The following is a 13073-nucleotide window of genomic DNA, read 5'->3' on the forward strand; positions in this document are numbered from 1 at the left end:
AAACTAGGCGTCGTAATCGACGGTGACGTCTGGGCTGGTGGGGCGGCTCTGGCAGGTCAGGACGTAGCCCTTTTCCAGTTCATCCGGTTCCAGGGCATAGTTTTCGTCCATTTCCACAGTGCCGGTGACAACTTTGGCGCGGCACGTGCCGCAGACGCCGCCGGCGCAGGCGAACGGAACATCCGGACGGACGCGCAGCGCGGCATTGAGGATGGATTCACGGGCGTGGGTGGGGCTGGCCACTTTGCCCTGCAGCCCGTCCAGGCGGAACGTGATCGAGTAGTTGTCTCCGCCGGGTTCGACGGCGACGGGACGGCCCGCAGACCCTTCCGGCTTGCCGGGCTGGCCGGTGCTGAACAGCTCGAACCGGACCTTGTCCGCGTCAACCCCGCGCTCGGCCAGGGCGTCCCGGCACATCTGCACCAGCTCGAAGGGTCCGCAGAGGAACCATTCGTCCACCTGCTGCGTCGGCAGCACCGAGTCGATCAGCACGGACAGCTTCTCGGCGTCGATCCGCCCGGACAGCAGGGGCGAGATCCGCTGTTCGCGGGACAGCACATGATGCAGGGCAAACCGTGCGGGGTAGCGGTCCTTCAGGTCCGCCAGTTCCTCCAGGAACATGACGTCCATGGCGGCCTTGTTCGCGTAGACGAGGTCGAAACGCGTGCTCTCGGACGCGGCCAGCACCGTGCGGGCAATGGCAATCACCGGGGTGATGCCCGATCCGGCGGCCACCGCCACAAAAACGTTCTCGCCGGTGACGTCCAGGTCTTCGGGGTGGTTCAGGCCGTTCATCGGATGCTTGGAAATGAAACCGCCGGCCGGGCTCATGACATCCAGCACGTCCCCGGCTTTGAGGGATTCATTGGCCCAGGTGGAGAACCGGCCGCCCAGGTCACGCTTGATCGCCACCCGGATTTCCCCGGGCCGCGGCTCCGCGCAAATGGAGTAGCTGCGGCGGACTTCGGTGCCGTCCATGGTGGTGCGCAGGGCAACATACTGCCCGGGCAGGTAGTCATACGATCCGGCGAGGGCCTCGGGCACCGCGAAGGTCACTTCGATGGCGTCCTCGGTGAGCCGGCGCACCTCGGCAACCGTAAGGGGATGAAAGGTGGTTCGGCGGGAGGGCACGGACCCCGGCGACGGCACCGCTGCGTCCGCAGCGGACGGCGCGGACAGTGCGGAGAGCGCCTGCGCGGGAACGGATGTAGTCATGGGTTAGAGCACCTTGAAATAGTCGAAGGGTTCACGGCAGTCCTGGCAGACATAAAGCGCCTTGCAGGAGGTGGAGCCGAAACGGGTCAGTTCACGGGTGTTGAGGGAAGAACACTGCGGGCACTTCACGCTCAGGCCCAGCCGGACCGGGCCCGCCGCGGCTTTGCCCGTGGGCGGGGCAATGCCGTAGGTGTTCAGCTTGGCCTTCCCCGCCTCGCTCATCCAGTCCGTGGTCCAGGCCGGGGCGAGCACCAGGTCCACGCGGACGTGGTCATAGCCGGCGGCGTTCAGCGCCGCCGTCACGTCCTGGCGGATGGCGTCCATGGCCGGACAGCCGGAGTAGGTGGGCGTGATGGTGACCGTGACAGTGTCCGGTGCGGTCGGTTCAACCGCCCGCAGCACACCCAGATCTTCGATGGTGAGCACCGGAATCTCCGGGTCGCAGACAGTCGCGGCAATGTCCCAGGCGCGGGCGGCCGCCGGATCGGAGGGACGGAGCATTTCGGCGCCGACGGCGGTGGCACCTTCAGTCTCAGTCATGACCGCTTACCAGCTGGCGCCGGGATGCTCGCGGGCCAGGACCTGCATCTCGGCCAGCAGATATCCCAAATGTTCGCTGTGCTTTCCGCGGCGTCCGCCGCCCGGGGCTGCCGGGACCGCGGGAACCTCAAGCCCTGCTTCGCGCAGCACGGCGCCGACGCCGGCGTCGAACCCCTCGCGCAGCGCGGACGGAAGGACTGCCGCTCCGGTTGCGGCCAGGGAGACGGCCAGATCGTCGTCCTCGAACAGTTCGCCGACATACGGCCACGTCAGTTCCAGCGCGCGCGTGATCCGGCGCCGTGATTCCCCGGTGCCGCCGGCCAGGCGCAGGATCCACTGGGCGCTGTGGTCGCGGTGGTAGTCAACTTCCTTGACGGCCTTGGCTGAGATCGCGGCCAGAGTCGGATCAGTGGAGGACATGAGCGCCGTGTACAGCTCGTAGAGGTAGAAGGACGCCACCAGCTGGCGGGCGATGGTCCGGCCGAAGTCGCCGTTGGGCTGCTCAAACAGGTGTGCGGAGCGGAACTCACCCTCGCGGCGCCAGTAGGCCAAATCATCTTCGGTCCTGCCGCTGGCCGACCCGGCGTAGGTCAGGAAGGACCGGGCGTGTCCGAGCAGGTCCAGCCCTATGTTCCCCAGCGCCACGTCTTCTTCCAGCTCCGGGGCACGGGAGATCCACCAGCCCAGCCGCTGGGCCAGGATCAGGGAATCATCGCCCAGGCGCAGGGCGTATTCAGCGACGTCGGCGGGAGCCTTGATCCCCGCCGCGGCGATGTCCTCCGGGCGCAGGGCGTTGCCGGGGGTAATGCGGGTGGCGCTGTCCGAGCTCACAGGTGCTTCACTCCTTCGGACTTGGTGTAGTACGTGGCGTGCCGGTAGTCCTTGCCCTGCGGGGATTCAAAGAACTGCCCCTTGGAGTCGGGGTCGGAGGCAATAATGGCCGACGCCGGCACCACCCAGAGCGAGACGCCCTCGTTGCGCCGGGTGTAGAGGTCGCGGGCGTTGCGGACTGCCATGTCCGCGTCCGGAGCGTGCAGCGAGCCGGCGTGGACGTGGGAGAGTCCGCGGGAGGACCGAACAAAGACCTCCCAGAGCGGCCAGGTCGAACTCAGTGCCGCGGCACCGGCCGCGGTCTCCGGCTCGGCGGAAGTCTGCGTGCCCACCGGCTTGGCGCCGTCGTCGCCCGTTGTTGAACCGGAAACCATGATCTAAGCCACCTCTGTCTTCTGTGCCGCTGCCTGCTTTGCTGCATACGCGGCTGCTGCTTCGCGCACCCAGGCGCCGTCTTCGTGTGCCTCGCGGCGGCGGGCCAGGCGCTGCGCATTGCAGGGCCCGCGTCCGGCGAGGACTTCCTTGAACTCGTTCCAGTCCAGGGGACCGTGCTCCCACTGCTGTGTGTCTTCGTTGAAACGGATGGAGTCATCCGGCAGGGTCAGGCCCAGGACCTTGACCTGCTCCACGATCATTCCCACAAAGCGGGAGCGCAGTTCATCGTTGGAGAAGCGCTTGATGTTCCAGGCCATGGACTGTTTGGAGTTGGGTGAATCATCATCCGGCGGGCCGAACATCATCAGCGAGGGGGCGTACCAGCGGTTGATGGCGTCCTGCGCCATTTCGCGCTGCGCTTCGGTGCCGTTCGCCAGTTCCAGCAGGATTTCGAACCCCTGCCGCTGGTGGAAGGACTCTTCCTTGCAGACGCGCACCATCGCGCGTCCGTAGGGGCCGTAGGATGCACGGCACAGCGGAACCTGGTTGCAGATGGCAGCGCCGTCCACCAGCCAGCCGATCGCTCCCATGTCCGCCCAGCTGAGGGTGGGGTAGTTGAAGATGCTGGAGTACCGGGCCTTGCCGGCAATCAGGTCCTCGGTCATTTTCTCGCGCGGCGTTCCCAGCGTCTCCGCAGCCGAGTACAGGTAGAGGCCGTGTCCGGCCTCGTCCTGCACCTTGGCCATGAGGATGGCCTTGCGCTTGAGGGACGGGGCACGCGTAATCCAGTTGGCCTCAGGCTGCATGCCGATGATCTCGGAGTGCGCGTGCTGCGAAATCTGGCGGACCAGCGTCTTGCGGTAGGCCTCAGGCATCCAGTCGCGCGGTTCAATCCGCGAGTCTTCAGCCAGGAGCTGCTCGAAGTATGCCTCCGGCCCGTCCGAGACACTCGGTGCTTCGGCCGGAACGGCCTGCAGTCCGGGGGAAGCGTCGGTATGCAACGACATAACTGTCACCTCACTGTGCGATAAGGAGCCGGATGCGAAAGTGCAAAAGATAATTACCGACCGTTCGGTCAGGATATATGGGTGATCCACTTCACGTCAATATTCCCCACTATTTAGACAGGCGAACTAGTTAATGAAAGTATCTAGTCGTGCAGAACATTTCCTGGCCCAGCGACTGGATGCGGGCAACGCTCAGCCTGTGCGTACTGAAGGCGCTCGACGGCGGCGCCACCTACGGCTACGCCATCGCCTCCGGCTTGGAGGAGCAAGGCTTTGGCACGGTAAAGGGCGGCACTCTGTATCCGCTGCTCACCCGGTTCGAGGCTGCAGGCTGGGTCACCGCCTCATGGCAGGCCGGGGACGGCGGTCCGGGGAGAAAGTACTTCTCCCTCACCTCTGCCGGGCGACGGGAACTGGCTGAGCAGCGCGAACTGTGGGCGCGTTTCAGCGGCACGGTTGACCGTTTTCTCGGCACTCAAGGACGCAGCACTGAGACCCCCGACAGGAGCACTCATGGAAACCCGTGACGGCCGGACCATCCCAAAACCAACCCGCGCCGGCCGAACCGACAGGGCCACCAAGCGATGGTTTGACGACTTTGTGGTCGAGCTGCGGTTGCAGGACGTTCCCGGGGACGCCATCGGGGACGCGGTAGCCTCCGCCCGGGAGTTCCTGGCGGACTCCGGCGGCACTCCCGGCGAAGTGTTCGGCCCGGCACGGGCGTACGCCGCAAGCCTGGATTTGCCCCGCCACAAGGAACCCCGCTCCGGCATGGCCGCCCTGCTGGTGCCCACCTGCCTGGGACTGCTGGGGTTCTTCGCAGTGGCGGCAGCGGTGAGTTCCACGGACGGCAGCGTCCAGGTGACCCTCCCCGGCCTGCTCATCGTGCTGACCGGGCTGGCCCTTGCGGCCTGCGCGCCCCTCCTCCTGGGCTTCTTCGTTCGGGGACCGCTGTGGCGTCCCGCCGCCGCGCTAATGCTGGTTTTCACCCTTCAGGTCCTGATCGGCATACTTGCCAGGGACGTGGTGCTCTTCACCCTTCCAGCGCTGCCCACCGCACTCACCGGCGGCCTGGTTCTGCTCTCCACCTCGCTTTGGGGCCAGTTCCGCAAGGACACAGCTCCGGACCCCATTCTTGAGCCGATGATCGCCCCTCCGCCCTCCTCCTTTGGCCTGACCCTGCTGGGAGTACTCGGCAACTGGATGCTGTTCCTCGCAGCCGCCGCCATGGGGGCCTGGTTCCTGCTGCGCTGAGCTGCCTTCAGACCGGTAAGCCGCGAGCATAAACGCCACGGAGTTCTTCGCCCGCCCGGACGGTGTCGATATATTCGGGACATGACTACTTCTGCCACTCCTCCCGTTGCCCCCAAGGTTCCCACCGAACGCAGCCACCACGGAGATACCTTCGTTGACGACTACGAGTGGCTGCGGGAAAAGGAAAACCCCGACGTCGTGGCGCACCTCAAGGCAGAGAACGCCTACATGGAAGAGGTCACGGCGAATCAGGAGAAGCTGCGGCAGGAGATCTTTGACGAGATCAAGAACCGCACCGAGGAAACTGACCTGTCGGTTCCGGCCCGCAAGAAGGGCTGGTGGTACTACTCCCGGACCGAAGAGGGCAAGCAGTACGCCATCCACTGCCGCACCGCCGCGCAGGACACCGGGGACCTGGACGCGGACTGGACTCCGCCCGTCGTTGAACCCGGCGTTCCGGTTCCGGGCGAGCAGATCCTGATCGACGGCAACGCCGAAGCCGAAGGCAAGCCCTTCTTCTCGCTCGGCGGACTGGCCGTCACCGAGGACGGCAACCTGCTGGCCTATTCGCAGGACAACGCCGGCGACGAGCGCTTCACGCTGCGGATCAAGGACCTGCGCACCGGCGAACTGCTGACGGACGAGGTCACCAACGTCTTCTACTCGCTCGCTTTCTCCCCCGACGGCACCCGGGTGTTCTACACCGTCGTGGATGATTCCTGGCGCCCCTACCAGATCAAGGCCCACACCCTCGGCACTCCGGTCCAGGACGACGTCGTTATCTACCAGGAGGACGACGTTGCCATGTGGACCGGCTTTGACCTCTCCGCGGACCGGCAGCAGCTGCTGATCGGCATCAGCAACTCCGAGTACTCCGAGTACCGGGTCCTGGACTTCGAAGATCCCGCGGGAGAGGTCCGCACGCTGATTCCGCGCAGCGAGCGCATCCTCTACGAGGCCGAGCCCGTCACCATCGCCGGCGAGCGCCACTACCTCATCACGCACAACAAGGATGCCCTGAACTCCATGCTCTCCCTCGTGGCGGAGACAGAGTTTGCACATCCGCTGGCCGAGCAGCACTGGAACACCGTGGTGGCGCACGACGACGATGTCCGCGTCAACGGGGCGGCCGTCACCAAAACACACGTCATCGTGTCGGTCCGCAAGGACACCACCGAGCGGGTGCAGGTCCTTCCGCTGGAGGGCCTGGGCACCGAAGTCCAGGGCGATCCCGTGGAGCCGGCCTTTGACGAGGCGCTCTACACAGCCAACCTGGCCAATGCGGAGTATGACTCCCCGATCATCCGGCTCAGCTACACCTCCTACCTGACTCCGCCGCGCGTCTACGACTATGTGCTGGCCACCGGCGAGCTGGAGCTGCGCAAGGAAACCCCGGTCAAGGGCGGCTACAACCCGGCCGAGTACGTGGCGGAGCGGGCCTGGGCTACTGCTGCGGACGGCACCCGGATTCCGCTGTCCGTGCTGCGCCGCGCCGAGGTTCAGCAGGACGGAACCAACCCCGCCCTGGTCTACGCCTACGGCAGCTACGAGATCAGCATGGATCCGGGTTTCAGCGTGGCCAGGCTGTCCCTGCTGGACCGCGGCGTCATCTTCGTCGTCGCGCACATCCGGGGCGGCGGCGAAATGGGACGTGCCTGGTATGACCAGGGCAAGAAGCTGAACAAGAAGAACACCTTCACCGACTTCGTCGACGCCACTGATTATCTGGCGTCTTCCGGGTGGGTGGATCCGTCACGGATTGCTGCCATGGGCGGCTCGGCCGGCGGGCTGCTGATGGGCGCCGTGGCCAACCTGGCGCCGGAGAAGTACAGGGCGATCGTGGCACAGGTTCCGTTCGTGGACGCGTTGACCACCATCCTGGATCCGGAACTGCCGCTTTCGGCACTGGAGTGGGAGGAATGGGGCAACCCGATCACCGACCCCGAGGTGTACCGGTACATGAAGGAATACTCCCCGTACGAGAACATCCGGGCCGTGGACTATCCCCGCATTGCTGCGGTGACCAGCTTCAACGACACCCGGGTGCTGTACGTGGAGCCGGCCAAATGGGTGGCGAAGCTGCGCGAGGTGACCACGGGCTCCGAGCCGATCGTTCTGAAGATCGAGATGGACGGCGGGCACGGCGGCGCCTCGGGCCGCTACGAGGCCTGGAAGGACCGCGCCTGGGATTACGCGTTTGTGCTGGATGCCCTGGGAGCCACGGAACTGCTTCCCGGCACCGCAGGCAACTAGCGGCTGCCGCTGCCGGGGCCCGGGCGTTCAGTCGCCCGGCTCCGGCGCGGGCCTGTTCAGCGGCTGCCCCGGCGCCCGCTGGCCCTTTTTACCCTGCCGCAGCAGCGTGAGCGAAATGGTCGCCACGGTCAGCAGGACCACGCCCACCACAAGCAGGTCCAGGTGGTCGCGGATAAAGGGGAACCTGTCCCCCAGCACATATCCCAGCAGCGTCAACCCCGTCCCCCACAGCAGCGCCCCCGCCGCGTCGAAGGCCAGGTAGGCGGAATAGCGCATCTTGCCCACTCCGGCCACCACTGGAGTGAAGGTCCGGACGATGCCCACGAAACGGGCCAGCGTGATGGCCTTGCCGCCGTGCCGGGCAAAGAATGCCTCGGCACGGTCCACGTTTTCGCGCCGGAAAATCCGCGATTCGGGCCGGGAAAAAACCGCGGGCCCGGCCCGCCTGCCGATCCAGTACCCGAGCTGGTCGCCCAGAAACGCCGACAGGGAAATCAGCAGTCCCAGCAGCCAGACGTTGATGTGCACCGTTCCGGTGGCCACCAGCAGGCCAGCGGTGAACAGCAGCGTGTCACCGGGCAGGAAGAACCCCACGAGCAGGCCGGTCTCGGCGAACACAATGCCGCAGACCACCAGCACCACCCACGGCCCCAACGCCGGATCCGCCAGGAAGACCTGCGGATCCAGCCATTCAGGGAGCACCGGCTGACGCGGCCCGGCAGGCCGCTCCCCCGGCCGCGGCCGCGGCATCGAAAGCTATCACCTCCTCAACCTACGGCACGGTACGGCGCTGTGTCCCTGCCCCTGGCAAATGCCGGAGCATTACGCCGCCCGGCTTGACAGTGACCTCGCTCACAGGATTACCTAATGAACATTCGGTAAATAAAGCGAGAGGGTCTCATGGCTGACATCGACGTTGCCGCTCATGTGCAGGAACACGGACTGGACCATCCGATCCTGGAACACGACGCCGCGGGGCGCTGGCTGGGATTCACGGTGGAGCATCTGGCCCCCGGCGAAGCGACCATCACCATGGTGCTGCGCCCCGAAATGCTCAACGGCTTCAGCATTGCCCACGGCGGAATGGTCTTCGCCTTTGCAGACACTGCCTTTGCCCTCGCCTGTAATCCCGCCGATACCAGCGTCGCGGAGATGGAACTGATCACCGTCGCGTCCGGCGCTGACATCACGTTCATTTCCTCCGCACTGCCTGGTGAGACTCTGCGGGCTGTGGCCAATCACCGGGCATCCGCCGGACGAAGCGGCGTTTACGACGTCGAGATCACCGCTTCCGGCCCCGGCGGCGGCAGCCGGGTGGTTGCGGAGTTCCGCGGCCGGTCGCGCGCGGTGCCCAACCCGGCCTTCCGCTCCCGCAGCTAGCCACCTCTTCGATGCCGCGGCTCTTTCCCTGACGATGACGTTCCAACCCAAAGGGCATTCCATGACCTCCTCCCCCGCACTGCTCAAATCCACCCCTGCAGACTCGGCGTCGCTTGATCCCGAAGAGCGGATGAGCCGCGATGAAATTGAAGCACTGCAGCTGACCCGGCTCCAGCACACGGTGAAGTACGCCTACGAGCGCGTGCCGCTGTACACGCAGAAATTTGACGAGGCCGGCGTCCATCCCGAAGACCTTCGGGAGCTCGCGGATCTGGCCAAGTTCCCGTACACCACCAAAGAGGATCTGCGTCAGACCTACCCGTTCGGCATGTTCGCCGTGCCGCAGGAGCAGGTGGCAAGAATCCATGCCTCCTCCGGAACCACGGGCAGGCCCACCGTCGTCGGCTACACCGCCGGCGACCTGGACCGCTGGAGCACGCTGGTGGCGCGGTCCCTGCGTGCCTCCGGGGTTAAACCGGGCTACAAGGTCCACAACGCCTACGGCTACGGCCTGTTTACCGGCGGCCTGGGTGCCCACGCCGGTGCAGAGAAGCTCGGCTGCACGGTCATCCCCATGTCCGGCGGACAGACCGAACGCCAGATACAGCTGATCTCCGACTTCCAGCCGGACACCATCCTGTGCACGCCCACCTATCTGCTCACCATCGCCGACGCGATGCGGGCCGCGGGGATCGATCCGCGCTCCACCTCCCTGAAGAACGCTGTCCTGGGCGCAGAACCGTGGACCGAAGAAATGCGCCACGAACTGGAAGTGTCCATGGACCTGGACGCCTGTGACATTTATGGCCTGTCCGAAGTGATGGGGCCGGGCGTGGCCGGAGAGTGCGTGGAGTCCAAGGACGGCACGCATATCTGGGAGGACCACTTCCGCCCGGAAATCATCGACCCGTTCGATGACACCAGGGTGCTGGACGACGGCGAACCCGGTGAACTGGTCTTCACTTCCCTCACCAAGGAAGCCCTGCCGATCATCCGCTACCGGACCCATGACCTCACCCGGCTGCTGCCCGGCACCGCACGCCCGGGCATGCGCCGCATGGGCCGAATCACCGGACGCAGCGATGACATGATCATCCTGCGCGGCGTGAACCTGTTCCCCAGCCAGATCGAGGAGATTGCCCTGCGCATCCCCGCGCTGAGCCCGCACTTCCAGCTGGAAATTACCCGGCCGGACCGCATGGATGAACTCACGGTCAAGATTGAACGGCGCGAAGACTCGACCTCGGACGAGTGCCTGAACGCCGCCATGGAGCTGCGGACGCAGATCAAGATCCATGTGGGGTCCTCCTGCACCGTCCAGGTGGCGGAGCCCGGAACCCTGGCCCGCTCCAGCGGCAAGCTCCGCCGAATCTATGACCTGCGCGCCAAAGAAGCGGGCCTGGTCCAGGGCTGAGCAGTGCCCGCCCGGGACCGGCCCGCCCGGCCGAACGTTCGTGAGAAAATGGACTCCATGCCTTCAACGCCATCAGCCGCATCCGGCGCTGCCACCGCCGCCAACCGCCGCGGCCGTCCCGGATACGATCAGCAGTCCGTCCTCGCCATTGCCGTGGACGTCTTCAACAAACACGGCTACGAGGCAACCTCGATGGGGATCCTGGCGGAAAACCTGGGCATCACCAAGTCAGCGATCTACCACCATGTGCCCTCCAAGGGGGACCTGCTGCGTCTGGCACTGGAAAACGCACTCGGCGGGCTGGAGGCAGTACTGGACGACGCCCGGGCCTCCACCGGTCCTGCGGATGAGCAGCTGGAGTTCGTGCTGCGCGGCACTATCAAGGTCCTCACCGAGCGTCTGCCGTTCGTAACGCTGCTGCTGCGCCTGCGAGGCAACACCGAAATTGAGCGCGACGCCCTGTCCCGGCGCCGCGAATTCGACCACCGGGTGGCCAAGCTGGTGGACGCAGCGCGGAGCGAGGGAACTCTGCGCAGCGACATTGATCCGCGCACCACCACGCGCCTGCTTTTCGGCACGATCAACTCGATTGTGGAGTGGTACAAGCCCGGCGGCCCCATTTCCCCGGACCAGCTGGCCGATGATGTCATCTCGATCATGTTTGACGGGCTGCACGCGCGGTCCTGACGGGAGTGCGGTGCACACCCGCGTCATTCCGGCTCAGCCAGCTCCAGAAGCCTCGCCCGCGAAGTCCGGAGTTCCGACGCGGTGAGGTAGGGAGTCCCGATGGACCCTGCGAGGCCCTCGGCGGCGTACCGGATGGTCAGGGAGGTAGCCGGATCCAGCCCGTCGGCGTCGAATGCTTCCCGCCACCTCTGTGCATCCGCACGGAGGAACCCCTGAATGGCCGGTTCCGTGCTGCCGATGATCAGCAGCAGGGATGTGGGGGCAAATACCTGGCGCACCGCGGGATTATCCGCGTCGGTCAGCGCCCGGACATAGCCCCGCAGCAGCTTCCCGGGCCGGTTCTCGCTCAGATCAACGCGGGCGTGCACGGCATCCCAGAGCTTTTGGGACACATCCGCCAGAATTGCTTCCTCCAGCGCGTTCCGGCTGGCAAAGTGATGGGTCAGCGCCCCCTTGGATACTCCTGCTGCCGCTGCTATATCCGCCAGGCTGACGCCCCCGCCATGGCTAAACAACGTCTGGGACGCCGCCTCAACGATCGATTTCCGGGTCCTTTCCTTGTCCCGCGTGGCAGCTGTCTCAGTGGATGGCATGAGTGTCTTCTTTCGTGGTGTCCGACGGAATCAGCCGAGCGGCGAGGACTGCGGCCACAACCAGGAGTGCGGCAGCAATAAATGAGGCTACCTGCATGCCGTACGTAAAAGCATGCTGCGCCATCGCAAGCAGGGCTTCGTTGCTGTCCCCCAAACGACCGGCCGCGCTGGCGAGGGAGTCCTGCATAGCTGCCGCAGTTTCCGGCGAGGTGCCCTCCGGAATCTCAAGCCGGGCCCGGTACAGGGCCGTCTGCAGCGAACCGAGAACGGCGATGCCCAGAGCGATACCCAGTTCATAGGCGGTCTCGGAGATCGAGGCTGCGGCCCCGGCGCGTTCGGGCGGCGCGGCCGCCACCACAGCATCGGTGGAGAGTGTCATAGCCAGCCCTGTTCCCAGGCCAATAACTGCCAGCGAAAGACCGATGCCAAGGTAGTGGGGCAGGCCCTCCGTCACACCGAGCGCCGCCAGCCCCAGGGCTCCAACAAACAGTCCGGCGGCGATGGCACGTCCGCGCCCCAGCTTCGAGAGCGCCAGGCCAACGACGGCGACGACGGCGAGGGAGGCGATGGTCGCCGGCATCTCGGCCATGCCGGCCCAGAAAGGCGAGTATCCGCGCACCAGCTGCAGATACTGGGAGAAGAAGAACAACACGCCCAGAAACGCGAAGATGGACAGCGTGTTGGCGGCGACCGCACCGCTGAATGCCGGGATCCGGAACAGGCTGATGTCCACCATCGGGGTCTTCAGACCGCGCTGCCGGCGAACGAACAACCAGGCGGAGCCCAGGCCGATCAGTGCACCCGCGAGAACCGGCCAGCCCAGTCCGGATCCGACGGCCTGCTTGATCGCGTAAACCAGTGGAACAATCGCCAGCACCGACAGCAGCGCGGACAGAAGATCAATCTTTCCGGCATTTGGATTCCGTGACTCGGGCAGAAGCCAGAGACCGAGCACCAGGATCAGCACAATCACCGGAACGTTGATGAGGAAAACCGAGCCCCACCAGAAAAACTCCAGCAGGGCGCCGCCCACCAGTGGGCCGATGGCGCCGCCGGCCATGGTACCCGCTGACCAGATGGCTATCGCCCGGGTGCGCTGGATCGGATCGTGGAACAGATTGCGGATGATGGAGAGCGTTGACGGCATTACTGTGGCGCCGGCGATGCCCAGCAGGGCACGGCTGGCAATCAGCACCTCGGCGGAAGGAGCGAAGGCAGCAATCACGGAGGCAACACCAAAGGCCAGGCTGCCGATGATGAGCAACCGTTTGCGCCCGATGCGGTCGGCAAGGTTGCCCATCGTCACCAGCAGCCCGGCGAGTACGAACGAATAGATGTCCCCAATCCAGAGAATCTGCGTCGCCGTGGGGGCCAAATCCGCCGTCAGAGCGGGGACCGCCATGTACAGAACGGTCCCGTCAATGGCGAGGAGCGTGACGGCAAGGATAGGGACAATGAGGGCGATCCATTCCCTGCGGCCGGCCTGCGGAGGAACGTTGGGTATCGAGATCATGCCCCAAGGCT

General features: G+C 65.5%; 14 protein-coding genes. 6 read left to right on the forward strand and 8 right to left on the reverse strand.

Annotated features, from left to right (window positions below):
- Positions 1-3 precede the first annotated feature (3 nt).
- From paaE to paaA, 5 genes are read right to left on the reverse strand one after another with little or no spacing between them, the layout of a single operon-like run.
- Positions 4-1215 carry a 1,2-phenylacetyl-CoA epoxidase subunit PaaE gene (paaE, locus tag CXR00_RS02990; RefSeq protein ID WP_104053023.1) on the reverse strand — a complete coding sequence of 404 codons (1212 nt, stop codon included), beginning with the start codon at positions 1213-1215 and terminating at the stop codon, positions 4-6.
- Between the two features lie 3 nt (positions 1216-1218).
- On the reverse strand, positions 1219-1716 hold the full coding sequence (paaD, locus tag CXR00_RS02995) for a 1,2-phenylacetyl-CoA epoxidase subunit PaaD (protein ID WP_104053695.1): 498 nt from the start codon (positions 1714-1716) through the stop codon (positions 1219-1221).
- 45 nt (positions 1717-1761) lie between these two features.
- The gene (paaC, locus tag CXR00_RS03000; RefSeq protein WP_258060255.1) at positions 1762-2586 is read right to left on the reverse strand and encodes a 1,2-phenylacetyl-CoA epoxidase subunit PaaC; all 825 of its coding nucleotides are present in this window, start codon (positions 2584-2586) and stop codon (positions 1762-1764) included.
- Positions 2583-2960 carry a 1,2-phenylacetyl-CoA epoxidase subunit PaaB gene (gene paaB / locus CXR00_RS03005; RefSeq protein WP_258060256.1) on the reverse strand — a complete coding sequence of 126 codons (378 nt, stop codon included), beginning with the start codon at positions 2958-2960 and terminating at the stop codon, positions 2583-2585. The genes paaC and paaB overlap by 4 nt, the downstream gene beginning before the upstream one ends.
- Positions 2961-2963: 3 nt before the next feature.
- Positions 2964-3968: a 1,2-phenylacetyl-CoA epoxidase subunit PaaA gene (gene paaA / locus CXR00_RS03010; protein ID WP_104053025.1), complete on the reverse strand. Its 1005-nt coding sequence runs from the start codon at positions 3966-3968 to the stop codon at positions 2964-2966.
- 179 nt (positions 3969-4147) lie between these two features.
- Here paaA and CXR00_RS03015 point away from each other — a divergent pair, with 179 nt between their 5' ends.
- The 3 genes from CXR00_RS03015 to CXR00_RS03025 all read left to right on the forward strand — a co-directional run bounded on the left by CXR00_RS03015 (position 4148) and on the right by CXR00_RS03025 (position 7475).
- Complete coding sequence (locus CXR00_RS03015; protein ID WP_104053697.1) at positions 4148-4495, forward strand: PadR family transcriptional regulator; 348 nt, start codon at positions 4148-4150, stop codon at positions 4493-4495.
- Positions 4482-5222 carry a hypothetical protein gene (locus tag CXR00_RS03020; protein WP_104053026.1) on the forward strand — a complete coding sequence of 247 codons (741 nt, stop codon included), beginning with the start codon at positions 4482-4484 and terminating at the stop codon, positions 5220-5222. Before CXR00_RS03015 ends, CXR00_RS03020 begins: the two co-directional genes overlap by 14 nt.
- An 81-nt stretch (positions 5223-5303) precedes the next feature.
- Positions 5304-7475 (forward strand): S9 family peptidase, encoded by a 2172-nt coding sequence (locus CXR00_RS03025; RefSeq protein ID WP_104053027.1) that lies wholly within the window; start codon positions 5304-5306, stop codon positions 7473-7475.
- A gap of 27 nt (positions 7476-7502) precedes the next feature.
- On the opposite strand, the gene CXR00_RS03030 is transcribed toward CXR00_RS03025, so the two are convergent.
- Entirely contained in the window at positions 7503-8177 is a 675-nt protein-coding gene (locus tag CXR00_RS03030) for a DedA family protein (RefSeq protein ID WP_237688609.1), read from the reverse strand.
- 198 nt (positions 8178-8375) lie between these two features.
- Here CXR00_RS03030 and CXR00_RS03035 point away from each other — a divergent pair, with 198 nt between their 5' ends.
- From CXR00_RS03035 to CXR00_RS03045, 3 genes are all read left to right on the forward strand, one after another.
- Positions 8376-8855: a hotdog fold thioesterase gene (locus tag CXR00_RS03035; RefSeq protein ID WP_104053029.1), complete on the forward strand. Its 480-nt coding sequence runs from the start codon at positions 8376-8378 to the stop codon at positions 8853-8855.
- A gap of 61 nt (positions 8856-8916) precedes the next feature.
- A complete protein-coding gene (gene paaK / locus CXR00_RS03040) occupies positions 8917-10269 on the forward strand; it encodes a phenylacetate--CoA ligase PaaK (protein WP_104053030.1) in 1353 nt (450 codons plus the stop codon).
- Between the two features lie 57 nt (positions 10270-10326).
- Complete coding sequence (locus CXR00_RS03045; RefSeq protein WP_104053031.1) at positions 10327-10956, forward strand: TetR/AcrR family transcriptional regulator; 630 nt, start codon at positions 10327-10329, stop codon at positions 10954-10956.
- Positions 10957-10979: 23 nt separating this feature from the next.
- Here CXR00_RS03045 and CXR00_RS03050 read toward each other — a convergent pair whose 3' ends face one another.
- The gene (locus CXR00_RS03050) at positions 10980-11549 is read right to left on the reverse strand and encodes a TetR/AcrR family transcriptional regulator (RefSeq protein ID WP_104053032.1); all 570 of its coding nucleotides are present in this window, start codon (positions 11547-11549) and stop codon (positions 10980-10982) included.
- Entirely contained in the window at positions 11536-13062 is a 1527-nt protein-coding gene (locus tag CXR00_RS03055; RefSeq protein ID WP_104053033.1) for an MFS transporter, read from the reverse strand. The genes CXR00_RS03050 and CXR00_RS03055 overlap by 14 nt, the downstream gene beginning before the upstream one ends.
- Positions 13063-13073 lie beyond the last annotated feature (11 nt).

The organism is Arthrobacter sp. 9E16 (assembly GCF_002929435.1).
Classification (GTDB): domain Bacteria; phylum Actinomycetota; class Actinomycetes; order Actinomycetales; family Micrococcaceae; genus Arthrobacter_B; species Arthrobacter_B sunyaminii.

Coding starts and splice junctions, on each gene's coding strand:
- CXR00_RS03035 (WP_104053029.1), top strand. CDS start 8,376: ATGGCTGACATCGACGTTGCCGCTCATGTGCAGGAACACGGACTGGAC.
- paaA (WP_104053025.1), bottom strand. CDS start 3,968: ATGTCGTTGCATACCGACGCTTCCCCCGGACTGCAGGCCGTTCCGGCC.
- CXR00_RS03015 (WP_104053697.1), top strand. CDS start 4,148: ATGCGGGCAACGCTCAGCCTGTGCGTACTGAAGGCGCTCGACGGCGGC.
- paaB (WP_258060256.1), bottom strand. CDS start 2,960: ATGGTTTCCGGTTCAACAACGGGCGACGACGGCGCCAAGCCGGTGGGC.
- paaK (WP_104053030.1), top strand. CDS start 8,917: ATGACCTCCTCCCCCGCACTGCTCAAATCCACCCCTGCAGACTCGGCG.
- CXR00_RS03055 (WP_104053033.1), bottom strand. CDS start 13,062: ATGATCTCGATACCCAACGTTCCTCCGCAGGCCGGCCGCAGGGAATGG.
- paaD (WP_104053695.1), bottom strand. CDS start 1,716: ATGCTCCGTCCCTCCGATCCGGCGGCCGCCCGCGCCTGGGACATTGCC.
- CXR00_RS03025 (WP_104053027.1), top strand. CDS start 5,304: ATGACTACTTCTGCCACTCCTCCCGTTGCCCCCAAGGTTCCCACCGAA.
- CXR00_RS03045 (WP_104053031.1), top strand. CDS start 10,327: ATGCCTTCAACGCCATCAGCCGCATCCGGCGCTGCCACCGCCGCCAAC.
- CXR00_RS03050 (WP_104053032.1), bottom strand. CDS start 11,549: ATGCCATCCACTGAGACAGCTGCCACGCGGGACAAGGAAAGGACCCGG.
- CXR00_RS03020 (WP_104053026.1), top strand. CDS start 4,482: ATGGAAACCCGTGACGGCCGGACCATCCCAAAACCAACCCGCGCCGGC.
- paaE (WP_104053023.1), bottom strand. CDS start 1,215: ATGACTACATCCGTTCCCGCGCAGGCGCTCTCCGCACTGTCCGCGCCG.